The 24,378-nt window shown below is 72.6% G+C and carries 24 protein-coding genes; 10 read left to right on the top strand and 14 right to left on the bottom strand.

Features of this window, described 5'->3' with window-relative positions; translation table 11 throughout:
• Positions 1-6: 6 nt before the first annotated feature.
• The 10 genes from CP973_RS10125 to CP973_RS10080 form a co-directional block, all read right to left on the bottom strand.
• Positions 7-204: a hypothetical protein gene (locus CP973_RS10125; RefSeq protein WP_003985047.1), complete on the bottom strand. Its 198-nt coding sequence runs from the start codon at positions 202-204 to the stop codon at positions 7-9.
• A gap of 153 nt (positions 205-357) precedes the next feature.
• The gene (locus tag CP973_RS10120) at positions 358-663 is read right to left on the bottom strand and encodes a hypothetical protein (RefSeq protein WP_150239471.1); all 306 of its coding nucleotides are present in this window, start codon (positions 661-663) and stop codon (positions 358-360) included.
• 120 nt (positions 664-783) lie between these two features.
• The gene (gene npdG / locus CP973_RS10115; RefSeq protein WP_150239469.1) at positions 784-1,518 is read right to left on the bottom strand and encodes an NADPH-dependent F420 reductase; all 735 of its coding nucleotides are present in this window, start codon (positions 1,516-1,518) and stop codon (positions 784-786) included.
• A gap of 13 nt (positions 1,519-1,531) precedes the next feature.
• Positions 1,532-2,347 (bottom strand): carbohydrate ABC transporter permease, encoded by an 816-nt coding sequence (locus tag CP973_RS10110; RefSeq protein ID WP_208853243.1) that lies wholly within the window; start codon positions 2,345-2,347, stop codon positions 1,532-1,534.
• A 101-nt stretch (positions 2,348-2,448) separates the two neighbouring features.
• A complete protein-coding gene (locus tag CP973_RS10105) occupies positions 2,449-3,309 on the bottom strand; it encodes a carbohydrate ABC transporter permease (RefSeq protein ID WP_150239466.1) in 861 nt (286 codons plus the stop codon).
• A 136-nt stretch (positions 3,310-3,445) separates the two neighbouring features.
• Positions 3,446-4,927 carry an ABC transporter substrate-binding protein gene (locus CP973_RS10100; protein WP_150239465.1) on the bottom strand — a complete coding sequence of 494 codons (1,482 nt, stop codon included), beginning with the start codon at positions 4,925-4,927 and terminating at the stop codon, positions 3,446-3,448.
• The gene (locus CP973_RS10095) at positions 4,924-6,057 is read right to left on the bottom strand and encodes a sialidase family protein (protein ID WP_150239462.1); all 1,134 of its coding nucleotides are present in this window, start codon (positions 6,055-6,057) and stop codon (positions 4,924-4,926) included. The genes CP973_RS10100 and CP973_RS10095 overlap by 4 nt, the downstream gene beginning before the upstream one ends.
• Positions 6,058-6,193: 136 nt before the next feature.
• The gene (locus CP973_RS10090; protein ID WP_150239460.1) at positions 6,194-7,120 is read right to left on the bottom strand and encodes a ribosome-inactivating family protein; all 927 of its coding nucleotides are present in this window, start codon (positions 7,118-7,120) and stop codon (positions 6,194-6,196) included.
• Positions 7,121-7,212: 92 nt separating this feature from the next.
• Positions 7,213-8,130, bottom strand: a complete 918-nt coding sequence (locus CP973_RS10085; RefSeq protein ID WP_150239458.1) for a Crystal protein ET79 — start codon at positions 8,128-8,130, stop codon at positions 7,213-7,215.
• Positions 8,131-8,272: 142 nt separating this feature from the next.
• Entirely contained in the window at positions 8,273-8,557 is a 285-nt protein-coding gene (locus tag CP973_RS10080) for a hypothetical protein (RefSeq protein WP_150239456.1), read from the bottom strand.
• A 430-nt stretch (positions 8,558-8,987) separates the two neighbouring features.
• Here CP973_RS10080 and CP973_RS10075 point away from each other — a divergent pair, with 430 nt between their 5' ends.
• Positions 8,988-10,211, top strand: a complete 1,224-nt coding sequence (locus CP973_RS10075) for an MFS transporter (protein ID WP_150243393.1) — start codon at positions 8,988-8,990, stop codon at positions 10,209-10,211.
• Between the two features lie 118 nt (positions 10,212-10,329).
• Here CP973_RS10075 and CP973_RS10070 read toward each other — a convergent pair whose 3' ends face one another.
• Complete coding sequence (locus CP973_RS10070) at positions 10,330-10,572, bottom strand: hypothetical protein (protein WP_150239455.1); 243 nt, start codon at positions 10,570-10,572, stop codon at positions 10,330-10,332.
• 67 nt (positions 10,573-10,639) lie between these two features.
• Between CP973_RS10070 and map the strand changes: the two genes are divergently transcribed.
• Together map and CP973_RS10060 are read left to right on the top strand one after the other, a co-directional pair.
• The gene (gene map, locus CP973_RS10065) at positions 10,640-11,497 is read left to right on the top strand and encodes a type I methionyl aminopeptidase (RefSeq protein WP_150239454.1); all 858 of its coding nucleotides are present in this window, start codon (positions 10,640-10,642) and stop codon (positions 11,495-11,497) included.
• A 235-nt stretch (positions 11,498-11,732) separates the two neighbouring features.
• On the top strand, positions 11,733-12,422 hold the full coding sequence (locus tag CP973_RS10060; protein ID WP_208853159.1) for a biliverdin-producing heme oxygenase: 690 nt from the start codon (positions 11,733-11,735) through the stop codon (positions 12,420-12,422).
• Positions 12,423-12,440: 18 nt separating this feature from the next.
• Here the strand turns inward: CP973_RS10060 and CP973_RS10055 are convergent, their stop codons facing one another.
• The 3 genes from CP973_RS10055 to CP973_RS10045 form a co-directional block, all read right to left on the bottom strand.
• A complete protein-coding gene (locus CP973_RS10055; RefSeq protein ID WP_150239452.1) occupies positions 12,441-13,133 on the bottom strand; it encodes a PhzF family phenazine biosynthesis protein in 693 nt (230 codons plus the stop codon).
• A gap of 263 nt (positions 13,134-13,396) precedes the next feature.
• Entirely contained in the window at positions 13,397-15,010 is a 1,614-nt protein-coding gene (locus tag CP973_RS10050; protein ID WP_150239450.1) for an HtaA domain-containing protein, read from the bottom strand.
• 56 nt (positions 15,011-15,066) lie between these two features.
• On the bottom strand, positions 15,067-16,533 hold the full coding sequence (locus tag CP973_RS10045) for an HtaA domain-containing protein (RefSeq protein ID WP_150239448.1): 1,467 nt from the start codon (positions 16,531-16,533) through the stop codon (positions 15,067-15,069).
• A gap of 256 nt (positions 16,534-16,789) precedes the next feature.
• Between CP973_RS10045 and CP973_RS10040 the strand changes: the two genes are divergently transcribed.
• The 7 genes from CP973_RS10040 (at position 16,790) to CP973_RS10010 (ending at position 24,364) form a co-directional block, all read left to right on the top strand.
• Positions 16,790-17,800: a heme/hemin ABC transporter substrate-binding protein gene (locus CP973_RS10040; protein WP_208853241.1), complete on the top strand. Its 1,011-nt coding sequence runs from the start codon at positions 16,790-16,792 to the stop codon at positions 17,798-17,800.
• A 1-nt stretch (position 17,801) separates the two neighbouring features.
• Positions 17,802-18,908, top strand: coding sequence for a FecCD family ABC transporter permease (locus CP973_RS10035; protein ID WP_150239444.1), 1,107 nt, complete (start codon positions 17,802-17,804; stop codon positions 18,906-18,908).
• Positions 18,905-19,759, top strand: a complete 855-nt coding sequence (locus CP973_RS10030) for a heme ABC transporter ATP-binding protein (RefSeq protein WP_167538308.1) — start codon at positions 18,905-18,907, stop codon at positions 19,757-19,759. The genes CP973_RS10035 and CP973_RS10030 overlap by 4 nt, the downstream gene beginning before the upstream one ends.
• A gap of 178 nt (positions 19,760-19,937) precedes the next feature.
• On the top strand, positions 19,938-21,095 hold the full coding sequence (gene efeO / locus CP973_RS10025; RefSeq protein ID WP_150239442.1) for an iron uptake system protein EfeO: 1,158 nt from the start codon (positions 19,938-19,940) through the stop codon (positions 21,093-21,095).
• A 21-nt stretch (positions 21,096-21,116) separates the two neighbouring features.
• Positions 21,117-22,472, top strand: coding sequence for an iron uptake transporter deferrochelatase/peroxidase subunit (gene efeB / locus CP973_RS10020; RefSeq protein WP_150239439.1), 1,356 nt, complete (start codon positions 21,117-21,119; stop codon positions 22,470-22,472).
• A 43-nt stretch (positions 22,473-22,515) separates the two neighbouring features.
• Positions 22,516-23,514 carry an iron uptake transporter permease EfeU gene (efeU, locus tag CP973_RS10015; RefSeq protein WP_150239436.1) on the top strand — a complete coding sequence of 333 codons (999 nt, stop codon included), beginning with the start codon at positions 22,516-22,518 and terminating at the stop codon, positions 23,512-23,514.
• Complete coding sequence (locus CP973_RS10010) at positions 23,423-24,364, top strand: SCO2278 family lipoprotein (RefSeq protein ID WP_483025200.1); 942 nt, start codon at positions 23,423-23,425, stop codon at positions 24,362-24,364. Before efeU ends, CP973_RS10010 begins: the two co-directional genes overlap by 92 nt.
• Positions 24,365-24,378 lie beyond the last annotated feature (14 nt).

The raw sequence follows: 24,378 nt of genomic DNA, 5'->3' as shown, positions 1-24,378 counted from the left end.
CGGTTCTCAGCCGGCTGCGGCCGCACCGTCCTGGCCCGCGCGCTCCATCTTCGCCTTCCGCACATAGAACCACGCCATGTTGCTGCTGATCCCCGCCATCAAGATCCACACGATGCCGAGCCAGCTGCCCTGGGCGAACGAGACGACGGCCGCGGCGACGGCGAGGGCGCAGACGACGAGGGCGAAGACGGCGAGGCGGGGCATGGGGTCGGCTCCTGTGGGTGGGGTGTGGTGTTTTCTCCCAGTGTCCACCATGACCGTGGGGCGGGGGCCGAGGGCCCCGGGCGGCCGGGGACCGGGGGACGGTCGGGCCCCCTGGGGCGGCGCCCGGCCGCCCCAGGGGCCCGTAGAGGGAGGTCAGTCGGCCCAGTCCCCGGTGACGTAGCGCCTCGCCGCACGCCGGGCCGCATGGCGTGTCCTGCGGTTGCCGGAGCGTACGTACGCCTGCCACTCCTTCGTGCAGCCGCGCCGCTGGCAGCCGGCACAGCAGGTGTGGCCGAGGAGGAGCGTGCCGGGGTGCTCCCAGCGACAGCGGGTGCCTGCGGCCTCCCGCGTCGGGTGGGGCGGGAGGTCGCAGGGGCCGTAGCGGTGGTCGTGGACCGGCCGGGGGCCGTGCTCCGCGTGGCGTACCCACAGTGGTTTCGTTTTGTCCGTGCGGGACATCGCGTTCCTTCCGGAACCCGCCGCCCGGGCTCCCGGACCTTCCGGGCGGGCGGCTAGGGCAACCACTGCATGGCGTCACCATTCCTTTTCGTGGGAGGAGGAGGGGGCTGACGGCCCGGACTATACGTCCGTGATGCGCAGGCCCGCATGCGCTTTGTAGCGCCGGTTGGTGGAGATCAGGTTGGCCACCAGGGACTCGACCTGGTGCGCGTTGCGCAGGCGGCCCGCGTAGATGCCGCGCATGCCGGGGATGCGGGCGGCCAGGGCCTGGACCTGGTCGGTGTCGGCGCGGGACTCGCCGAGGACCATCACGTCGGTGTCGATCTCCTCGATCTCCGGGTTCTGGAGGAGGACCGCGGAGAGGTGGTGGAAGGCGGCGGTGACGCGGGAGTCGGGAAGCAGGGCCGCGGCCTGCTCGGCGGCGCTGCCCTCCTCCGGCTTGAGCGCGTAGGCGCCCTTCTTGTCGAAGCCGAGGGGGTTGACGCAGTCGACGACGAGCTTGCCCGCGAGTTCCTCGCGGAGGGACTGGAGGGTCTTGGCGTGGCCGTCCCACGGTACGGCCACGATGACGATGTCGCTGCGCCGCGCGCACTCCGCGTTGTCCGCGCCCTCGACGCCGTGGCCCAGCTCGTCGGCGGCGGCCTGTGCCCGCTCCGCCGCGCGCGAGCCGATGATCACCTTCTGGCCGGCGCGGGCGAGCCGGTACGCCAGGCCGCGCCCCTGGTCGCCGGTGCCGCCGAGGACGCCGACGACGAGGCCGGAGACGTCGGGGAGGTCCCAGGGGTCCTTCGCAGGCTTCTTCTTGGCTGCTTCGGCCGTGGTGGCGGCGGACTGTGCGTCGTCGGAAGTAGTCATGACAGCGATACTGTCACGCCTTCACGCTGCCCTCGGTGAGGCCCGTACGCCAGTACCGCTGGAGGACCGTCATCAGCACCATCAGCGGCAGTACGGACAGGAACGCGCCGCCCACCGTGTACTGGTACAGCTCCGGCTGCCGGTCCGCGTAGCCGGTCCAGGACGTCAGGCCGAGCTGGACGGGGTAGAGGTCGGAGTCGGCGAGCATGACCAGCGGCAGGAAATAGTTGTTCCAGATGTGGACGAACTGGAAGAGGAAGACGGTGACCAGGGCCGGGGTCATGAGGCGTAGGCCCAGCCCGGCGAAGATGCGGGCCTCGCCCGCGCCGTCGATGCGGGCCGCCTCCAGGAGCGAGTCGGGTACGGCGGCCGCCGCGTAGATCCGGCAGAGGTAGACGCCGAAGGGGCTCACGACGCTGGGGAGGAGCACCGCCCAGTAGGTGTTGGCCAGGCCCATGGAGCTGAAGAGGAAGTAGAGGGGGAGCGCCAGGGCGGTACCGGGGATGAGGACGCCCGCCAGGACGAGGTTGAAGACGGCCTCGCGGCCCGGGAACGGGAATTTGGCGAGCCCGTAACCGGCCGCGGCGGAGAGCAGGGTGGCGGCGAGCGCGCCCGCGCCCGCGTACAGCAGGGAGTTCGCGAACCAGCGGACGTAGACGCCGTGATCGTAGGTGAGGACGTCGCGGAGGTACTCCAGAGGGCGCGGGTGGGCGAACCAGAAGCCGAAGGTGCCGAAGAGGTCGGCGCTGTTCTTGGTGGCGGAGACGATCAGCCAGTAGACGGGGACGAGGAAGTAGATCGCGGCGACGGTGAGGAGGGAGGCGGTGATGACGCGGTAGCGGAGGGGTGGGCGGGTGGCCGTGCCGGACGGGCGGGCGGCGGCCCCGGGCGGGCGTACGGGTAGGGGGGTCTCGTGGAGAGTGGTACGGGTCACCTGTCGCCCCCCTCGCCCCGCTGCCCCACCAGCCGCAGGAAGCCGAACGACAGCACGCAGGCGACCAGCGCCAGCAATACCGCCTCGGCCGCCGCCACGTGCTGGTTGTTGCTCACGAACGCCTCGCTGTACGCGTGCAGGTTGGGGGTGAAGCCGGAGTCGATGGTGGCGGCGAGGGGCCGCAGCACCATCGGCTCGGCGAACAGCTGGAGCGTGCCGATGATGCTGAAGACGGTGGTCAGCACGAGTGCGGGCCGGATCAGCGGGATCTTGATGTGCCGGGCGATGTGCCAGGCGTTCGCGCCGTCGATGCGCGCCGCCTCGTACAGCTCGTCCGGCACGGCCTTGAGCTGGGAGATCAGTACGAGCATGTTGTAGCCGGTGAACTGCCACAGGACGATGTTGGCGATGGACCACAGGACGGTGTCCCGGGCGAGGAAGTCCACGTGCAGGCCGAGCGACCCGGCGAGCTCCACGAGCGGGCTGATGCCCGGTACGTACAGGAAGCCCCACAGGATCGAGGCGATGACGCCGGGGACGCCGTACGGCAGGAAGAACGCGCTGCGGAAGAAGGTGACGCCGCGCGCGCTCGCGCTCTCCAGGAGGAGGGCGAGGACGGTCGCCAAGGCGATCATCAGCGGTATCTGGACGGCACCGAAGAGCAGGACCCGGCCGAAGCCGGTCAGGAAGCGGTCGTCGGCGAGCGCGTGCGCGTAGTTCGCGAAGCCCGCGAAGACCTCGCGTTCCTGGCCGCCGAGGCCGAGCGGGCCGGTGCGCTCGGTGCGGTGCAGGCTCTGGTGGACGGCGTAGCCGATCGGGGCGAGGAAGCAGAGGAGGAAGAGGGCGAGGAAGGGCAGGACGAAGCCGGCGGCGGCGCGGGCGTTGCGGGCTTCGGTACGGGTGAGCCGGGGGTGGCGGGGTGGTGAGGGTGGCGGGAGCGCCGTACGGGGCGGGCCGGACGGGCGGCCCGGCTGCGTGTCCGGTTAGCTCCCCTCACCCGCCGCTCTCCACCTTCAGTCCCTTGCCCCGCAGGTCGGAGACGGTCTGCGCCTGTACGGTCCGCAGCACCGACCGGAACGAGCTGCCGTCGTCCAGCGCTTCCGTGAAGGCGTCGCCGAGCCGCTGGTAGAGGGTGTCCACGCCCGGCCCCCACTGCCAGCTCGTGTCGACGTGCGCGCCCGCGTCCGCGAACACCTTGCTGTACGCCTGGCCGCCGAAGAAGTCGCGGTACACGTCGAGGTCGCCGGTGGCGTAGCCCTTCTTCGCGCTCGGGAAGCCGTAACCGCCCTCTATCAGCAGCGCGATGGACTTGGGGTCGGAGTTGAGCCAGAGGGCGAAGGCCAGCGCGTCCTTGGGGTAGGAGGCCTTCGCGAAGACGGCCGTGGTGGAGCCGCCCCAGTTGGCATGCGCGTTGGCGCCCTTCTGCCATTGGGGCAGCGGTGCGACGCGCCACTTCCCCTTGGTGCCCGGCGCGTTGCCCGCGAGCAGCGCGTCGCCCCAGCTGGCGCCGATCCAGGCGGGGACGGCGCCCGTCTGGATGTCCTTGTACCAGGCGTTCTGCCGGTCCGGGACGGTCTTGACCAGCTTGCGGCGGACCAGCGACTCCCAGTAGTCGGCGACCTTGCGGGTGGGCTCGTCGTCGATGTGCACGGTCCAGGTGTCGCCCTCGGCGGCGTACCATTTGGCGCCCGCCTGCCAGGCCAGCCCGGCGAAGCGGTTGCCGTTCGTGGGTGCGAACGTCTCGATCCAGGCGCCCTGCCGCCGGACGGCCTTGGCGGCCTCCTCATACTCGTCCCAGGTCTGCGGCAGCTGGATGTTCCACTTGCCGAGGAGGTCATGGCGTACGAAGAAGCCCATCGGGCCGGACGCCTGCGGGATGGCGTACACCCCCTGGCCGAACACGGACTGCTGCCACTGCCAGCCCACGAAACGGTCCTTGTAGCGGGCGGCGCCGAGGGCGGACAGGTCGAAGAGGGCGTTGTCCAGCAGGAATCCGGGGACGACGGGGAATTCGATCTGGGCGAGGTCGGGCGGGTTGCCGGCTTTGACGGCGGCGTGCATCTTGGCGTACTGGCGGCCGTCGACGGCGGACACCTTCTCCACCTTGACCTGCACGTCGGGGTGTTCGCGGTTCCACAGGTCCACCGGTTTGTCGATGCCCGGCACCCATGACCAGAAGGACAGCTGGATCTTCTGGCCCTTCTTGCGCTCCTTCGGTGCCGCGCCGCCGTCCCCGTCGCCGCCGTCTCCGCAGCCGGCCAGCGTGAACCCGGCGGCGGCCGCGGCGGCCGTGGCCGCCCCGCCGAGCAGGGCCCGGCGGCGGATGCGGCCGGGCTTCCGGTCCCGGTAGGGGGCTTGGCTCCGGTCCCGGTGCGGGTCTTGGCTCCGGTGCGGGTCCCGGTCCCGGTCCGCATCTCGGCCCCGGTCCGGATCTCGGCCCCGGTCCCGGCCGTCGTCGTACGTACCGGTGCTCATACCAGCTCCTCCACAGGGATGCGGCGGAAGGTGATCGTCGAATAGGCGCTGAAATCGCCCGTCTCGTAGAGCAGCCCGACGGTCGCGGCGTCGATCCGTACGAGGTCCGAGTAGGCGGCCGGGAGCCCGTCGACGGTGTGCGCCGCGTACCAGGTCACGCCGCGGTCCCGGCTCGCCCGTACGGTCATCAGCGCGCGGTCGGCCGGGTCGGCGGGGCCGGAGAAGAGCAGCACGTCGGGCTCGCCCAGGTGCAGCACGCTGCCTTCGACGACGGGCCCGGTCAGCCCGGCCTGCGGGCGGAAGGGCTTGATCAGCCGCTCGCCGCCCGACTCGGGCGCGGAGCGGGCGTCGGCGCGGTTGCCGGGGGCCGGGGAGTCGTTGCGGGTGTTGAAGTAGAGGGCGCCGTCGGGGAGTTCGGCCGCGGTGGTCTCGTTGGCGTTGATGTAGTTGTTGGGTTTGCTGTCCGTGTAGCCGATGCGCCAGCTCGCGCCGTCGTCGTCGCTGAGCAGGACGTGACCGCCGTTGTAGCGGCCCTCGGTGCCGTTGTCGCCGGAGTAGGTGGGGGCGATGGAGTGGTTGGCGGGGACGACCAGGCGGCCGGCGTGCGGGCCGTTGCGCAGTTGCAGGGCGTGGCCCGGGGTGGTGGCGTACCAGCGCCAGTTGGAACGCTTGGCCTGCGCCGTGATCTCGCGCGGCGCGCTCCACGTGGCGCCGTCGTCGTCGCTGTGCTGCACCCATACGCGCCGCCCGTCGGCCGCGGACACCAGACCGCGGCGGATGCGGTCCTCGGTGGCGGTGGCGGCGTTGCGTACGTGGAGGAGGACGATCCGGCCGCCGTCCAGCACCACCGGAGCCGGGTTGCCCGCCGTACCGGCGCCGTTGTGGGCGACGACCTGGAGCGGTCCCCAGGTGCGGCCGCCGTCGGCGGAGCGCTTCAGCACGAGGTCGATGTCACCGTGGTCGGCGGCGCTGCGCACCCGGCCCTCGGCGAAGGCGAGCAGGGTGCCGGGGGCGGTGGTGACGCCGTCCACGGCCGGGGCGGTGGGGCGGGTGATGACGACGGCCGGGATGCGGAAGCTCGCGTAGCCCTCGGAGCCGGCGCGGAACGGAAGGGAAGTCTCGTGCGCCATGGGTCCTCCCCGACGGCCGGACGTAGGACGTCCTCTGTCAGCGTGACCATAGGGAGCCCTCAACTGGCCGTCAAGGCACGGCACACGTCCGGCCGGGTGCGGCGCGGCGGCGCCACACCCGGCCGGACGGGGGTGCCTACTTCTGGGTGATCAGCAGCATGGCCATGTGGGACGCGCCTTGGCCCCAGTTGTTGAGCGTCTCGTTGCCGAGGCGGGTCGGCGCCGGGTTCGGGACCCTGTTGGCCCGGTACATGAATGCGGAGCCCTGGCCCCAGTCGTTCTCCTCACGGGCTTCCTGACTGCTCAAGGTGGCCGAGCTGCCCAGCCCCTGGCGTACCCGCGCCTCGATGTCGCGGAAGCGGGCCGCCTCGGACGTCACGGCGATGGCCCTGACCAGATCACCTCGGAGGTTGTTCGCAGCGCCCTGTCCGCGGGCGAAATTGGCAAGCGTGTTCAGGTCATCGACAACTCCTCCCCTGGAGATCTCCAGCTGCCGACTGTCGGTGTCGTGTTCCAGCCCGCCAACGCCGTTCCGGGTGCCGACGTAGTGCCCGCCGTAGGGAAGGGTGGTGGCATTGCGGTTGAGCCGCTGCCCGAGGTTGAACTCAGGGTCCCTGAACTGGACCACGTTGCCCGCCGCGCCGGTGGAGAAGCCGCGCAGGTAGAGGTCACGGACGGACAGGTAGAGCGTGAGGCTCTGGTTCGGCAGCCGGACGTCCACGGCGATGATCTCGTCGCTGTCCCGTGTCTCCCAGACCGCACTGGCGCCGGTGCCGCGTATCACCACGCCCGCCGCGTCGCGCAACGACCGCATGAACGCGGTGTAGGAGTCACGGACCTGCCCGGGGCTGGTGGAGCTGAGGTCCCACCGGACGGAGGTGACACGGAACTGGTGGACGGCGGCCTGAGCGGCGGTCGGCAGGGAAGCGGCGGCAACGGTGATGCCCGGCCGGGGGGTGGCGGCCTGGGCAACGGCCGGCCGGGGCTCGGCCGCATGGGCGGCGAGCGCCGTCGCGGAGAGCAGGGGCAGGCACAAGAGTGCCGCGACGAGGGGCTTGCGCATGACGGGTGTTCCCTTCGGTGGGGTGTGGTGGGATGCGGTGGTGCCAGAAGCGGGCCGGTTGAGCGACGGGCCGGTGAAGCCGTGGAGCGTGCTCAGCTGACCGTGAAGACGACCTTGGCGTTGTTGCCGCCACCGCCCGACTGGGAGCAGGAGCGCCCCGGAGGCGGCTCACAGCTGTAGGAGTTGCTCCCCGCGAAGGGGTTGTTCCAGCGCACGATGAGCTTGCTGCCGCCCGACATGAGGTACTCGGCCCAGCCCTCCGTACCGGTGGCGAAACCGTCCGACTCGCTCTTCCACGACGCCCACTCGTGGGGCTTGATGAGCGAGGGCGGCAGGTTGTCGCCGCTCCAGATCCCGTGCGACAGGCCCGCACCGGACCGGGCCAGCAGTGTGTCCGTCTCGTTCACGACCTTGACCTGGGTACTGCGCACGGGAGTGACGCCGGCCGCGGCCCCGCGCACCTGGTTCGCCGCCGCGTACGCGGGGCCGCCCGTCAGGCTGAAGGAGACGGTGGCGTTGTTCCCCCCGCCGCCCGACCAGGTGCATTGGTAGCCACCGGGAGCCTGACAGCTGTAGGAGTTGCTGCCCGCGTAGGGGTTGTTCCAGCGGATCGTCACCTCCTGGTCCGACGTCCCGGTGATCCGGTACGTCGTGTGGCCCTCGGTGCCGGTGGCGAACCCGCAGGACTCGCTCTTCCACGTGGCGGTGACGGACCGGGCGACGTAGTCCTGCGGCAGCCCGTTGTCGGACCAGCACCCGTGGGCGAGCCCGGACGAGACACGGGTCAGGTGCTGGGAGGTGCTGTTGGTGAAGGCGACGCCCACACTACGGGCGGCCTTGGCGGCGGCACCGGCGGGCTGGGCGGCGGTGCCGCCCGGCTGGGCGGCGGCCGGTGCGGCCTGCGCGGCGGGGGCGAGGCCCGCCGCGCCGCCGGCGAGTGCGGCCAGGGTGGCGGCCGTGGTGGCCCAGCGGGCCATGGAGCGCGAGCGCCCACGGGAAGTTATGGACATGACAACACGGTCCTTCTGTGTAGGGGGTCATGTAGGGGGTCGCGGAGCGGCTCGGTGCATCGCCGCGGTGGATCAGGAGACGACAGGCCGCCCGGCAAGGGGCCGGGGCGTACGGGCGTACGGGGCTACGGGCGTACGAGGCTCAGTCCACGTACCAGAGGTAGTAGGGGCTGCTATTGCTGGAGCCGTCGGCGACCTCGCACTCGTAGCGGCTGTAGAGGCCGAGCCCGATGCTGAGCGAACCCGCCGCGACGCACTGCGAGTAGCCGGGGTAGGTGCCGCCGAAGACCCGGTAGCCGTTCGGCTGGGCGTTCGCGGTGCCCGCGGCGCCCGCGGAGAGCGCTACGACGGCGGCTGCCGTGCACAGACCGGCGGCCAGCTTCCGGGGGCGGGTTCCGGGCTTGCGGAAACTCATGGGGAAACTCATGGGGGCATCCCTTTCTGGACGCACCACGACGGGCAGAGGGCCGCCGGAGGTGCCGAGGTGGACGAGAACGGCGCCGGAGGGCACTGATCGGACGGAAGTCGCCGCCGCACCCGCAGTCGCCGGGCCTGCGACCGCTTGTCCGCCGCGACCTGTGCTGCTGGACGAGCGGGCTCCAGCTTCCCGGGGCCTGCTAACGGCGATCTAACGGTCCGCCCGTTAGGCGGTTAGCCGCCGCGACCACCCCGGGCCTGCGCGCGCTCGGGCCCGCGCCCGCAGGCCCCGGGCCCGCCCGTAAATCCGTTGCCCGCCGCGCACCGCCACCGCACGATGGTGCGTTGTGACCGGAACAGACCAGCCCCCTCGACGCCGCCGCGCCGCGGCACTGCTCCCCGACCTGGCGCCCTGGCGCTCGTCCGCCGACTTCCGCCGGATGTGGTGCGCGGGCGCGGTGACCGTGTTCGGGTCGTTCCTGACGCTGGTCGCCGTGCCGTTCCAGCTCAAGGAGCTGACCGGCTCGACGCTCGCGGTCGGCGCGGTGGGCGCGGTGGAGATCGTGCCGCTGATCGTCTTCGGCCTGTACGGCGGTGCGCTCGCGGACGCCATGGACCGCCGCAAGCTCATCCTGTGGACCGAGGCGGCGCTCGGCCTGCTGTCGGTGTTGCTGCTGCTCAACAGCGTGCTGCCACACCCGCTGATCTGGCCGCTGTACGTGATCGTGGCCGCGGCCAGCGCGCTGACCGGGCTCCAGCGCCCGGCCCTCGACGCGATCGTGCCGCGCATCGTCCCGCACGACCAGCTGCCCGCGGCGTCCGCGCTGAACGCCCTGCGCTGGCAGATCGGCGCCATCGCCGGGCCCGCGCTGGCCGGCGTGCTGATCGCGTACGCGGGGCTGCGCTGGGCGTACGCGATCGACGCCGTCACGTACGCGATATCCGTCGCCCTCGCGGTCGGCCTGGCGGCCTCGCCCCCTTCGCACGACGCCGAGAAACCGTCGCTGCGCGGCATCTGGGAGGGCGCGCGTTACGCCTGGAACCGTAAGGAACTGCTGGGTACGTACGCCGTCGACCTGACCGCGATGCTCTTCGCCTTCCCGATGGCGATCTTCCCGTTCCTGGCGGACGACCTGGGTGCCCCCTGGGCTCTCGGCCTGATGTACGCGGCGCTGCCCGCCGGGTCCTGCGTGGTCAGCCTGACCAGCGGCTGGACCTCACGGGTGCACCGGCACGGGCGGGCGGTGCTGTACGCGGCGGCGGCCTGGGGACTGGCCATGACGGCCGCGGGCTGGGCGTCCAACGTCTGGCTGGTGCTGCTGAGCCTGGCCGCGGCCGGGGCCTGCGACATGGTCAGCGGCATCTTCCGCTCGGCCATGTGGAACCAGACCATCCCCGACGAGCTGCGCGGCCGCCTGGCCGGCATCGAGCTGCTGTCGTACTCGGCCGGTCCGCAGCTGGGCCAGGTCCGCTCGGGCGGCATGGCGGCCGTCACCTCCGTACGGACCTCGGTGTGGGCGGGCGGCGTACTGTGCGTGGCCGGGGTGGTGGCACTGGCCACGGCCCTGCCGAAGCTGCTGGCATATGACGCGCGGACCAACGAGCACGCGGTGCGGATGCGCGAGGCGCGTGGGGCGCGGGCGGAGACCACGGCGGCGGCATAGCCGACCGGCCGCGCCCGGCCCGGGGCGGGCCCGGGGCGGGCCGGAGGCGTCCCAGGGCCGACGCCTTCCTACGCCGGCCTCTCCAACCCTTCCCTACGCCGACCTCTCCGGCCCTTCCCTACGCCGACCTCTCCGGCCCCTCCGCTCCCTCCGTCCCCTTCTCATGCCACCGCGGATCGGTCTCCCACTCAAGATTGCGTTCGCGGGCGGTCTCCATCGCGTGGGCCGCCTCCTCGCGCGTCGCGTACGGGCCGAAGCGGTCGGCGGCGCGGCACTCGGGGCCCTCCTCGACCGTTCCGTGCTTGAGGCAGTAGTACCATTCGCCGGGTTTGCCGGCCGTCCGCCTCTTGAACAGCGCCATCGCGGCCTCCTGTGTGCGACTCCTGTGCCGCCATCCTGCCCGACCGGCCGCCGATACACTCGCTGGCATGTCTGGCCAGTCGCTTCTTGTCCCGGGGAAGATCTCCCCCACCCGCCCCGTCCCCGCCTCCATCCCGCGCCCCGAGTACGTGGGCAAGCCCGCGCCCACCCCCTATACGGGTCCGGAGGTGCAGGACGCGGAAACGATCGAGCGGATGCGTGTCGCGGGGCGGATCGCCGCCCAGGCGATGGAGGAGGCCGCCAAGCTGATCGCGCCGGGCGTGACCACCGACGAACTGGACCGGGTGGCCCACGAGTTCATGTGCGATCACGGCGCCTATCCCTCCACCCTCGGCTACCGCGGCTTCCCGAAGTCGCTGTGCTCCTCGGTCAACGAGGTCATCTGCCACGGCATCCCGGACTCGACCGTCCTCAAGGACGGCGACATCGTGAACCTGGACGTGACCGCCTACATCAACGGCGTGCACGGCGACAACAACGCCACCTACCTGTGCGGCGACGTGGACGAGGAGTCCAAGCTGCTGGTGGACCGGACCCGCGAGGCCCTCAACCGGGCGATCAAGGCGGTCAAGCCGGGCCGCCAGATCAACATCATCGGCCGGGTCATCGAGTCGTACGCCAAGCGCTTCGGCTACGGGGTGGTCCGCGACTTCACCGGCCACGGGATCAACTCGTCGTTCCACTCCGGCCTGATCGTCCCGCACTACGACAGCCCGCACCACACCACCGACATCAAGCCCGGCATGACCTTCACCATCGAGCCGATGCTGACGCTGGGCACCCACGAGTACGACATGTGGGAGGACGGCTGGACGGTGGTGACGAAGGACCGCAAGCGGACCGCGCAGTTCGAGCACACCCTGGTCGTCACGGAGACCGGCGCGGAGATCCTGACGCTCCCGTAGCCCACGCCTTTCTCCCACGCCCTACTTCCCCGCCCCCTCAGGCCGGGACCCGTGCGACGGGTCCCGGCCTGAGTGCTGCCGTATCGCTGCGCGGGAGGATCATCAGCGGTAGGGTTTTACCGACAGGGTGTCGGGAAGTTTTACCGACAGCCCGTCGGAAACAGGTTGACTTAGGTAAGCCTAACCAGCCAGAATCTGATCCCGTACGCACCCCATCGGTCCCCGGAGGTCCGTCTTGGCCGCGCCCAGTTCGACCCCGTCCGCGCAGTCCGCCGCAGCGGTGCCGTTCTCCACGCTGATCCGCACCGCGTCGCACGAGCAGCACACGGAGGCCGAGAACTCGTCCTTCATGGGCGACCTGCTCAGCGGCAAACTCGGCGTCACGGCCTACCGGCGCTACACCGAGCAGCTGTGGTTCGTCTACCGCGCGCTGGAGGACGCCTCCGAGGCGCTCGCCGACGACCCGGTCGCCGGGCCGTTCATCCAGCCCGAGCTGGCCCGCACGGCGGAACTGGAGCGCGACCTGGCGCACCTCGGCGGCCCGTCCTGGCGTACGGGGCTGGCGCCCCTGCCGGCCACCGCCGCGTACGCCGAGCGCATCACCGAGTGCGCGAGCCGCTGGCCCGCCGGGTACGTCGCGCACCACTACACCCGCTACCTGGGCGACCTCTCCGGCGGTCAGATCATCCGCGGCACGGCCGAGAAGACCTGGGGCTTCGCGCGCAAGGGCGACGGCGTGCGGTTCTACGTCTTCGAAGGCATAGGCAACCCCGCCGCCTTCAAGCGCGAATACCGGCAGCTGCTCGACGCGCTGCCGGTGGACGACCTGGAGAAGCAGCGGGTGGTCGACGAGTGCAAGCGCGCCTTCGCGCTCAACACGGCGGTGTTCCGGGAGCTGGGCGACGAGTTCCCGCTGAGCGCGTAAGCGCGTCGGCCGCTTACGTCAGGGCCGCGGTGGTACGGGCCGTACGCTGCCGCCCAGCGCGATCGTCCCGTCCGGGTACGGGCGGGTGCGGATGCGGGAGCCGGTGCCCTGGCGGATGTCCAGGGCCCGGCCCAGTTCGTGGCTGAGGGTGAGCGCCGCGGCGCCGGTGGCCTCGTCCTCCACGATGCCGTCGCCGCGGCGCGGGAAGTAGCGGGCGCGCACGGTGCCCGCGGCCCGGTCCCGCCACGCCCAGACGTAGAGCGGGCCTTCGCCGGGCGGCGGCCCGTCCAGCGCGTCCACGTCCGCGGGCGTCGCGTACTCCTCCGTACGGCGCCCGGCCGACCACTCCGGCCGACCGCGTACCCACACCATGTCCTCACCGTCGTACGTGACCGGCACCGCACCGGCCGGCGGGCGCAGCGTGTCCACCGGCCGCCCCAGACGCCGCAGCAGCCACGCCGTGCCGACCAGGGGGTGCCCGGCGAAGGGCAGACGCACGCCGGGCGTGTGGATGTCGAGCCGCCCACTGCCCGCGTCATCGATGAACACCGTCTCGCTGAAGCCGAGTTCGGCGGCGAGCGCTTGGCGCGCGGCCTGGTCCGGCACGGCGGCTCCGTCGCGTACGACGCCCAACGGGTTGCCGCCCTGACCGTCGGGACCGCAGAAGACGCGTACTACGTGCAGGTCGGGGACCGGGCGGGTCGGGGTCATGGCTGTATTCCATCGTGCCCGTGACCGGGGCGGCCCACCGGGGTGCGCGGATCATCCGGACGCGGCCCCGAACGCCGGAGTACCCGCCGCGCGGAGGCATTGCGCGGCGGGTACGGCCGGTCCCAGGGCCCGGGGCGCGCCGGTGGGGTGTGGGGAGCGCGGCCCCAGGGGGAAGCGGGGCCCGGGGAATGTGGGGGGTGGAGGGGGTGGGGGGTGGGGAATGTGGGGGGGGTGGGGTACGCGGAAAGGGCGGGCCCGGTGGTTTACCGGGTGGCGCGGCGGCGTACGGCGTAGGTGGCTGCGCCGCCCGCCGCGATCAGGCCGGCGGCCACGCCCGCCAGTGTGCCGGTCGGCGCCGAGGTGCCGGTGGCCGCGAGTGAGCCGCCGCCCGCGCTCGCGCTGCCGCTGCTGAACGAGGCCGTACCGCTGCCGGACGCGTCGGGCGAACCCGAACCCGAACCCGAGCCCGAGCCGGCTCCGTTCGCCGGAAGCTGCGCGTTCGGGTCGACGGACACGGTGGCCGTCACCGGGTCGAGGGCCTGGCCCGGCTTGTACATGCTCTCGAACGCCTTGGAACCGGCGGCGGTCAGCGTCGCCGGGACGTTCTTGAGGGTGACGACACCGTTCTTGGCGACGAGGGCGCCGGCCGGGACCTTGAGGTCGGCGAGTGCCATGCCGGGGGTGTTGGTGACCTTGCCGGTGGCGCGGGACTTCGCCGAGACGTCCGCGACCAGCGTGCCCTTGCCGCCGGCGGCCTTGACCTTGAGGTTGCTGAACTTCAGGTCGAGCGCGCCCTCGTGGCCCGTGAAGCGGACCGAGCCGTTGAACTCCGCCGCGAGGGCCGACTTGGCGCCGTCGAACGTGCCGTGGCCCTTCGGGAAGCGGTAACCGGCGGCGGAGGTGACGGCGCCGCCCGCGAGTTCGGCCTTGCCGTGCGCGATGGGGCCGGTCACGTAGTCGCGGAAGGACTTCTTGACGCCCCAGTCGAGGGTGCCGTCGACGATCTTGTCGGAGGCGGCGGTCCCGGTCGGGGCGGACGAAGAGGACGAGGACGCCGAGGAAGCCGAGGAGGACGGGCCTTCCGGCCGCTTTTTGCCGGTGTCGGCACCGGCATCGGTACCGGTGCCGGTGCCGGTACCGGCTTCCCGGCCCTGGTGCGCCCCGGACTCGCCGCCCTTGTCACCTCCCTTGTCGTCGCCCTTGTCACCCGCCCTGCCGTCCTGCCCGCCCTCGGCAGGCTTCGGCTTCCCCTGAGCGTTCCCCGCCGTCACCGTCAGCGTGGCCGGGTCGAGTTCCTGCCCCTCCTTGTACATGCCGTTGAACGCCTCGGCGCCCTTGGCGGTCAGTGCGGCCGGGATCTTCGCGAACGTCATCGCTCCGCCCGCGCCGCTGCCCGGCCGTACGCCCGACAGGTCGAGCGAGGCCAGCGCCACGTCGTCCTGGGTCTTCCCCGCCGCCGTGACATCCGCGGTGATGGTCCCGGTCTTCCCCTCGGTCGTCACCTTGAGGTCCGCCAGCTCGATGTCGAAACCGTGCGCCTTCGAGGTGAAGCGGACGCTGCCCTTGAAGGTGGTGGCGACGGCGTGGGTGCTCATGTCGTACGTGCCGGTGCCGCCCGTGAAGGTGAACGGGCCGTTGCCCGGGGCCTGCCGGGCGCCGTCGGCGGTGGTGATGTCGCCGAGCGCCATGCCCTTGACGTACTTGCGGAAGGACTCCTTGACGCCCCAGTCGAGCGTGCCGTTCTTCAGCTCCAGTTTCGGTGCCGCCCCGCCGGCCGCGGGGGCGGCCGTGGCGGTGGACGGCAGGCACAGGGCCGCGGTGGTGGCGGCGGTGGCGATGGCGGCCGCGAGGGCGAGCGGGCGGCGTATGACGGCCATGGTCGGTGGCTCTCCTTGGGTGGGGTGCGGTGGGGGTGCGGTGGGGCCGGGCGGGGTCAGTCCCGCGGGGGTGCCGTGGATGCCGTACGGCGGCGGGCGCGCAGGACGAGGAACGCGGCGACGGCGACGAGCAGCACGCCGGCCGCGACGAGGAGGATGACGGTGCGGGCGGAGACCGGGGAGGAGTCCGCGGCCGGTGCGGCGGCCGGGGCCCGGTCCGCCCGCTTCCCGTCCCCGGCGGCGGCCTTCGGGTCGGTACCGAGGTCGGGAAGGGCGGGGAGCGCGGCCTTCTTGTCGACGGCCACGGCGAGCGAGACGGGGTCCATGTCGGTGCCCGCGCTGTACATGCCGCCGAACGCCTTCGCGCCGTCGGCGGTGAGCTTCGCCGGTACCTCGGTGAGGGTGATCAGGCCCTTCTCCGGGGCCAGCCGCTTCGCGTCGAAGGTGGCCAGCGGGGTGTGCCCGGTACGCGTACCGCCGCTGGTGACATCGGCGGCCAGGGTGCCGCGGCCGTCCTTCACCTCGACCGAGACGGCGGTCAGGGTCAGGTCCAGGTCCTTGCCGGTGAAGCGGAGGGTCCCGGCGAAGTCCGCGTTCAGCGTGCCCTTTTCGGCGTCGTACGTGCCCTTGCCGCGCGGGAAGCGGAACAGCGCGCCGCCGTCCTGGGCGCCGTCGGTCAGGTGCCACGCGCCCTTGGCGATACCGCCGGTGACGTACTCGCGGAAGGTGCGGCGCACGCCCCAGTCGACGGCGGCGTTGGTGAAGGTCCCGCGCGGCGCGTCCGTGCTGTCCGCGTTGTCCGTGGTGCCGTCATCGCCGCCCTCGGACGGGGAGGGCGTCGGGCCCGGCCCGGCACCGGTCGCCCCGGCCCGTACGTCCGCCGACAAGCTCACCGGATCGAGCTGCGTGCCCTCCGTGTAGTACCCCGCGAAGGCCCGCGCGCCCTGCGCGGTCAGCTTCGCCGGGACGTTGGTGAGCGCGATGGGCGTGGCGCCGCCCCGGGTGTCGAGACCGCCGAGTCCGAGGGTGGCCAGCGGCACCCGGGCGGCCGTGGTGACGCGGCCGGTGCCCTTCTCCTTGCTGGTCATGTCGGCGAAGAGGGTGCCGCGGCCGTCGGCGACGGCGACCTGGGGGCGGCTGATGGTCAGGTCCAGTTCGTACGAGCCGTCCGGCTTGCGGTGGCCGGTGAAGTGGACGCCGCCGGAGAAGCCCGCCGTCAGGGCGCCGCTGTCCGGGTCGTAGCTTCCCGTCGCGGAGTGGAACCGGAACCGGCTGTCGCCGACCGTGGCGGCGCCGCCGGTCAGGCTCCAACTCCCGTGGGCGATGGGCCCGGTGACGTAGGACTGGAAGGAGGATTTGATGCCCCAGTCCAGCCGTCCGCCCGCCACCGTACGGGCCGCCGCCTGCGCGGGGCTCGCGGGCAGCGCGGGGAGCAGCGCGCCCAGCAGCGCCACCAGGAAGGCGGCGGCGAGCACGCGGGCACGGCCGTGCACACGGCCGCTGGCCGGTCTGAACGGCAGCATCGGGCACCCCTCCAGGGCTAGCGAATAAGGTAAGGCTAACCTAAGGTAAGCGTGGCCGAATACGGAACCCCGGGAGCGCCCCGAGCCTCCGCGGCACCACCGGCCCCGGGCCAACTGGCGTACACGGAAAGGCGGGACAGTGACAGCAACCATCCGGGGGCCGGTCCGCCGACGCCTTGCCCGAGGTGCGGTCCTCCGACGCCCCACCCGGCAACCGGTCCGCCCGCGCCCCACCCGGCAACCGGTCGGCCGACGCCTGCCACACCCCGCCGCGGCCCTCGCCGCCACCCTCGCCCTCGCCCTCGCCCTCACCGGCTGCGGCGGCGGCACGAACGCCACCGCTCCCCCGGACCGGCCCGCCACCGCACCCGCCGCCGACCGCGTCGAGCCGCTGTCCGGCCCCGCGCCCCGGCCCGAGCTGCCCGCGACCGTACGGTCCGCCGACGGCCGCGACGTGACGGTCCGCAAGGCAGACCGGATCGTGCCGCTGACCGGCTCCCTCTCGGAGATCGTCTTCTCCCTCGGGCTCGGCGGCCGGGTCGTCGCGCGCGACATCACCGCCACCTTCGACCAGGCGAAGCCGCTGCCCGTGGTGACCCGCGCGCACGACGTGTCGGCGGAGAACGTGCTGTCGCTCAAGCCGGACGTGGTGCTGGCGGACACCTCCACGGGACCGGCGGAGGCCATCGGCCAGATCCGGGAGGCCGGTGTCCCGGTCATCACGTTCCGGGCCGCGAAGCGGCTGGCCGATGTGGACACCCGTATCGACGCGGTGGCGGCGGCCCTCGGTGTACGGAAGGCGGGCGACGCGCTCAGGGCGCGTACCGACCAGCGGATCGAGGCCGTCCGGAAGGGTGTTCCGCACGGCGGCGCGGCGGCCGGCCGGCCCCGGGTGGCCTTCCTCTACCTGCGCGGCTCGGCCTCCGTCTACCTCATCGGCGGCGCCGGGTCCGGGGCCGACTCGCTGATCGAGGCGGCGGGCGGCGTGGACGCGGGCAAGGAGTCCGGCCTGGAGAAGGACTTCACACCGATCACGAGCGAGGCGCTGGCGAAGGCCGCGCCGGACGTGATCCTGGTGATGCGCAAGGGCCTGGAGTCCGTCGGCGGAATCGACGGACTGGTGAAGATCCCCGGCGTGGCGCAGACCCCGGCCGGCATGGACCGGCGGGTGGCCTCCGTCGACGACGGCGTGCTGCTCAACTTCGGGCCGCGCACGGACACGGTCCTGCGCTCCCTGGCCCAGCAGATCCACGTCGAGGGGAAGTGAGATGACGACGCCTCCCCGTACGGACGCGACGGCCGTCACCGCGCCCCGCCCGGAAACCACCGGCGACCGCCCCCGCCGCCCCCGCTCCCGCACCGCCCTCCTCACCACCGCCCTCGCCGTCGCCCTCCTCGCGGGCTGTCTGCTCTCCGCCGGGCTCGGCGCGTACCGCATTCCGCTCGGTGACGTCCTCGGCTCGCTCCTGCACCATCTCGGCCTGGGCGGCGCGGAGCTGGACCGGGTGGGCGAGAGCGTGCTGTGGAACGTGCGGCTGCCGCGGGTCGCCCTGGCACTTCTCGTCGGCTCCTCGCTCGGCTGCGCGGGCGCCCTCATGCAGGGCGTGTTCGGCAATCCGCTGGCCGAGCCGGGCGTCATCGGCATCTCGTCGGGCGCGGCGGTGGGCGCGGTCGGCGCCCTCGCGCTCGGGCTGGGCTTCCTCGGTACGTGGACGGTCCCGGCCTGCGCGTTCGCCACCGGCCTGCTGACCGTACTGATCGTCTACGCGCTCTCCCGCTCCGGCGGCCGCACCGAGGTCGTCACCCTCATCCTCACCGGTATCGCAGTGAACGCCTTCGCGGGCGCGCTGATCGGCCTGTTCCTCTTCTTCGCCGACAACGCGCAGCTCTCGCAGATCACCTTCTGGCAGCTCGGCTCGCTGTCCCAGGCCGTGTGGCCCAAGGTGCTGGCGGTCCTGCCGTGCGCCGTCGCCGGGCTGGCCGTCGCACCCTTCTACGCCCGCAAGCTGGATCTCCTGGCGCTCGGCGAACGCCCGGCCCGGCACCTCGGCGTGGACGTGGAACGGCTGCGCGTCGTGCTCATCCTGGTCGTCGCCCTGCTCACCGCGGCGGCCGTGGCGGTGGCCGGCGTCATCACCTTCGTCGGCCTGCTCGTACCGCACCTGCTGCGGATGGCGGCCGGTCCCGGGCACCGCTTCCTGATCCCGGGCAGCGCCCTGGGCGGCGCGCTGGTGCTGGTCGTCGCCGACCTCGCCGCGCGTACGGCGGCCCAGCCCGCCGAACTGCCGCTGGGTGTCCTGACCGCCCTGTTCGGCAGCCCGTTCTTCTTCTGGCTGCTGCGCAGGACCCGTCGCAAGCAAGGGGGCTGGGCATGAGCCGCCGCCGGATTCCGCTGCTCGGTACGTGGCCGGCGGGGCGCGCCCGCACGCTCCCCGGGCCGGTGCCCATGGGTACGGCGTACGCGCGGGCCGACGGGCTGGGCGTACGGCTGGGCACCCGTACCGTCCTGGACGGGGTGGACCTGAAGGTCACCGCGGGCCGGGTGCTGGCGCTCGTCGGGCCGAACGGCGCGGGCAAGTCCACCCTCCTCGCCGCGCTCGCCGCCGACCTGCCCGCCGCCACCGGCGGGGTCCGTGTCGACGGCCGCCCGGTCACCGGCTGGACCGCGCCCGAACTGGCGCTGCGCCGGGCGGTCCTGCCGCAGTCCGCCGCACTGTCCTTCCCGTTCACGGTGGAAGAGGTCGTACGGATGGGCCGGGCGCCCTGGTCCGGCACGGAGCGCGAGGACGAGGACGAGGCGGCCGTCGCGGAGGCGATGGCGGCGACCGAGGTGACCGGTTTCGCGGAGCGGCCGTTCTCCGCGCTGTCCGGCGGCGAGCGGGCGCGGGTCGCGCTCGCGCGCGTCCTGGCGCAGCGCGCCCCGCTGCTGCTGCTCGACGAGCCGACCGCCGCGCTGGACCTGCGCCACCAGGAACTGGTGCTGCGGCTGTGCCGGGAGCGGGCCGCGGCGGGCGCCGCCGTCGCGGTGGTCCTGCACGACCTGGGCCTGGCGGCGGCGTACGCGGACCGGGCGGCCCTGCTGCACGACGGGCGGATCGCCGCCCAGGGGCCGCCCGCCGAGACGTTCGAGGCCGGGCTGCTGAGCCGGGTCTACCGGCAGCCGGTCGAGGTGATCGGCCACCCGCGCACCGGGACACCCCTGGTCATGCCCGTGCGCGAACCATGACCCTTACCTTTGCCGGGACATTGCCCTTCCGTGTCCATGCCGCCGACCATCCGTGACAGGTCCGTGGCCGGTGAGAGCGGGATCACTGGGCAGTACGGGAACTGTTCAGGTAAGCCTCAGATAAGTTAGGGCGTCCTTAGTGGCCGACCGCCCTTCCTCCGCACGCCTGGAGTCCCGTATGCGAGCCCTCCGCTCTGCCGCCGCCCTCACCGCCGCCGTCGCCGCGGCCCTCGCCGCCGTCTCCGGCTGCGCCCAGAAAAGCGACGCCGCTGCCGACGACGCGCAGGACGGCGCGGTACAGGTGACGGCGACGGACGACGGCTGCGCGGTGTCGAAGAAGGAGTTCCCCGCCGGGCACCTGCGGCTCGCCGTCAAGAACAAGGGCACCAAGGTCACCGAGGTGTACGTCTACGCGCCCGGCGACCGCATCGTCACCGAGCGGGAGAACATCGGCCCCGGCACCGGCGCGGACATCGTCGCCGAGATCGCCCCCGGCCCGTACGAGATCGCCTGCAAGCCCGGCATGAAGGGCGACGGCATCCGGCAGAAGGTGACGGCGACCGGCAAGGGCACGGCGCCGGCCCGCGACCCGAAGCTGGACAAGGCGGTGGCCGCGTACCGCACCTACGTGCAGGAGCAGGCCGACCGGACGCTGCCCGAGGCGCGGAAGTTCGCGGACGCGGTGAAGGCCGGGGACATCGAGGCCGCGAAGAAGGCGTACGCCGTCTCGCGCACCGGCTGGGAGCGCACCGAGCCGGTCGCCGAGTCGTTCGGCGACATCGACCCCAAGGTCGATGTGCGCGCCGACGGCCTGGAGGACGGGCAGCAGTGGACCGGCTGGCACAAGCTGGAGCAGTCCCTCTGGGAGAAGAAGGAGATCACCGCCGACGACAAGAAGCTGGCGGACCGGCTGATCACCGACCTGGAGGACTGGCGCAAGCGCGTCGGCAAGGCCGAGATCACCCCGACCGGCATGGCCAACGGCGCCAAGGAACTCCTCGACGAGGTGGCCACCGGCAAGGTCACCGGCGAGGAGGAGCGCTACAGCCACACCGACCTGAGCGACTTCCAGGCCAACGTCGAGGGCGCGCAGAAGGCGTACGAGCTGCTGAAGCCGGTCGCCGCCGAGAACCGCCCGGAACTCACCAAGGAGCTGGACAAGCAGTTCGCGGCGATCCGCGCGCTGCTGGACCGGCACCGCGACAGCGGTTCCCCCGACGGCTTCGCCGCGTACGACACCGTCGGCAAGGACGAGCGCAAGGAACTGTCCGACGGCGTCAACGCGCTCGCCGAGCCGTTGTCGAAGCTGGCCGCCGCCGTGGCGACCGCCAAGTAGCGCGGTAGGAGGCAGAGCGTCATGACGGGCGGCGGAACGAAGAAGAGCGCGGAGAGCGCGGCGGGTCCGGCGGCGGAAACCGGCACGGACGGCGCGGCGGCCCCGGAAGCCGGTGCCTCGGCACCCCGCACCCCCTCGCGCCGCGCGCTGCTCGGCTGGGGCGGTGCCGGGCTCGCGCTCGGCGCGGTCGCGGCCGGCGGTACGGCGGCGGCGCTGCGCACCGGGGGCGACGCGGCGCCCGCGGCGGCCGCCCGGCCCGCCGAGGCCGTGCCCTTCCACGGCGCGCACCAGGCCGGCATCGCCACCGCGGTACAGGACCGGCTGCACTTCGCGGCGTTCGACGTGAAGACCGACGACCGGGCGGAGCTGATCACCCTCCTGAAGGAGTGGACACGGGCCGCCGCGCGGATGACCGCCGGGGCCCAGATCGGCTCCGGCGCCATCGGCTCGCTCGCCGAGGCGCCCCCGGACGACACCGGCGAGGCGCTGGGCCTGCCGCCGTCCCGGCTCACCCTCACCTTCGGCATCGGCCCGTCGCTGTTCGGGGCCGGGGGCGAGGACCGCTTCGGGATCCGGGACCGGCGGCCCGCGGCGCTGGTGGACCTGCCGCGGTTCCCCGGCGACAACCTCGACCCGGCGCGCGGCGGCGGCGACCTGTGCGTACAGGCGTGTGCCGACGATCCGCAGGTCGCCGTGCACGCGATCCGCAACCTGGCGCGGATCGGCTTCGGCAAGGTCGCCGTGCGCTGGTCCCAGCTGGGTTTCGGCAAGACCTCCTCGACGACGCCCGACGCGCAGACCCCGCGCAACATGTTCGGCTTCAAGGACGGCACCCGGAACATCGCGGGCACCGACGCCAAGGCCCTGGAGCGGCATGTGTGGGTCGGCGCGCGGGACGAGAAGGGCGGCGGCGCGTGGATGGCCGGCGGCTCGTACCTGGTGGCGCGCCGCATCCGGATGCACATCGAGACCTGGGACCGCACCTCGCTGCGGGAACAGGAGGAGATCTTCGGGCGGGACAAGGGCGAGGGCGCGGCGGTGGGCCGCAAGCACGAGCACGACGAGCCGCACCTGCCGTCGATGCCGCCCGCCTCCCACGTACGCCTGGCGCACCCGGACTCCAACGACGGCATCCGCATCCTGCGCCGCGGCTACTCCTTCACCGACGGCACGGACGGGCTGGGCCGGCTGGACGCGGGCCTGTTCTTCCTCGCCTACCAGCGGGACGTACGCCAGGGCTTCATCCCCCTCCAGCAGCGGCTGGCGCGCCACGACGCGCTCAACGAATACATCCAGCACGTGGGTTCGGCGCTGTTCGCGGTCCCGCCGGGCGTCGGCGGGGCCGACGACTGGTGGGGGCGCGGGCTGTTCGCCTGACGGCGGCACCGCGAGGACCCGAGAGGAAAGGGAAGGGACCGGCGTGTTCGGCAATTACCTGATCGGCCTGCGCGAGGGCCTGGAAGCCAGTCTGGTCGTCTGCATCCTGATCGCCTATCTGGTCAAGACCGGCAGGCGGGAGGCTCTGCGGCCGGTGTGGCTGGGCGTGGGCATCGCCGTGCTGTTGTCGCTGGCGTTCGGCGCCGCGCTCCAGTTCGGCTCGCAGACGCTGACGTTCGAGGCGCAGGAGGCGCTCGGCGGCTCGCTGTCGATCATCGCGGTGGGCCTGGTCACGTGGATGGTCTTCTGGATGCGGCGGACCGCGCGGCACCTGAAGAAGGAACTGCACGGCAAGCTGGACGCGGCGCTCGCGATGGGCACGGCGGCGCTGGTGGTCACCGCCTTCCTGGCGGTGGGGCGCGAGGGCCTGGAGACCGCGCTGTTCATCTGGGCGGCGGCGAGCAGCGCGGACGACGGCTGGCGCCCGCTGGCCGGCGCCCTGCTGGGGCTCCTGACGGCGGTGGCTCTGGGCTGGCTGTTCTACCGCGGCGCCGTCCGCATCAACCTGGCGAAGTTCTTCACCTGGACCGGCGGCATGCTCGTGGTGGTCGCCGCGGGCGTGCTGGCGTACGGCTGCCACGACCTCCAGGAGGCGGGACTGCTGCCGGGCCTGTCCACGAAGGCGTTCGACCTGGGCGACGCCTACGAGGCGGACAGCTGGTACGGCACGCTCCTCAAGGGCGTCTTCAACTTCCAGCCCGACCCGACCGTCCTCCAGGTCACGGTGTGGGCGCTGTATCTGGTCCCCACGCTGGCCCTGTTCCTCGCCCCCGGTAGGGTTGCGCCGAATCGTGCCACCCCGGCGGCCGCGCAGACCGCCCCGGCCCCGGTCGCCCCGAAGGAGCCCGAGCCCCATGACACGCAGGTCGCCGTTCCGGGTACCCGTAGCGCTGACCGCCGCGAGCGCGGCGCTGCTGACGCTGAGCGGGTGCATGACCGTGCACGGCGAGCGGGAGATGCTGCCGGCGGTGTCGAAGGCTGAGGCCACCACGGCCCTCAAGCAGTTCGTCGACGGGTTCAACGCGTCGAACACCAAGCTGGACCCGAAGGTGAACCCGACCTACGAGACGGAGTCGCTGCTCGCCGTCGACCAGGCGCTCACCAAGTCGGGGCAGGCGGTCAGCCCGCGGGGCAACCCGAAGTTCCCGCGCCTGACGCTGACCAGCCCGCACTTCACCGTGCCCAAGCAGGCGGGCTGGCCGAAGTTCTTCCTCGCGGACGCGGTCAGCAACCGCAACAACGCGCGGTGGTTCCTGGTTTTCACCCGCGACGCGGTGGGCGCCAAGTGGAAGGCGAGCTACCTCTCGGCGCTGGCCGACAACCAGATCCCGCAGTTCAAGACGGACCCGGACGGCTATGCCGAGGCGGTGCCGGCCGACGCCAAGGACTCCGGGCTGAAGGTCGCCCCGGGTGAGCTGGGCAAGGCGTACGCGACGTACCTGAACACCGGCAAGGGCGAGGTCTTCGCGCCGGGTCCGGCCACCGACCAGTGGCGGAAGCTGCGCGAGCAGCAGGGCCGGCAGCCGGGTTCCCGCATCCAGTACGAGGACCAGCCGTCCGATTACGCGCCGGTCGCGCTGCGCACCAAGGACGGCGGGGCGCTGGTCTTCTTCTCGACGTACTACCACCAGCAGAAGACCGTCTCCGAGGGGTCGCGGATCAGCATTCCCCCGGAGATCAAGGGGATCATGGACGGTCCGGCGAAGGAGTCCGACCGGATGACCTTCACGACCCTGTCGCAACAGGTCGTGAAGGTCCCGGCCGCGGGCGCCTCCGAGAAGGTCGCCTTCCTCCACCGGCTGGAGGCGAAGACGTCCGCCAAGTCGCTGTAGCGGGCGGCACACGG

This window comes from Streptomyces albofaciens JCM 4342 (genome assembly GCF_008634025.1).
In the GTDB taxonomy this organism is placed as follows: domain Bacteria; phylum Actinomycetota; class Actinomycetes; order Streptomycetales; family Streptomycetaceae; genus Streptomyces; species Streptomyces albofaciens.
The sequence above is the reverse complement of the archived record's forward strand: the minus strand, read 5'-3'. Positions and strand labels throughout refer to the sequence as shown.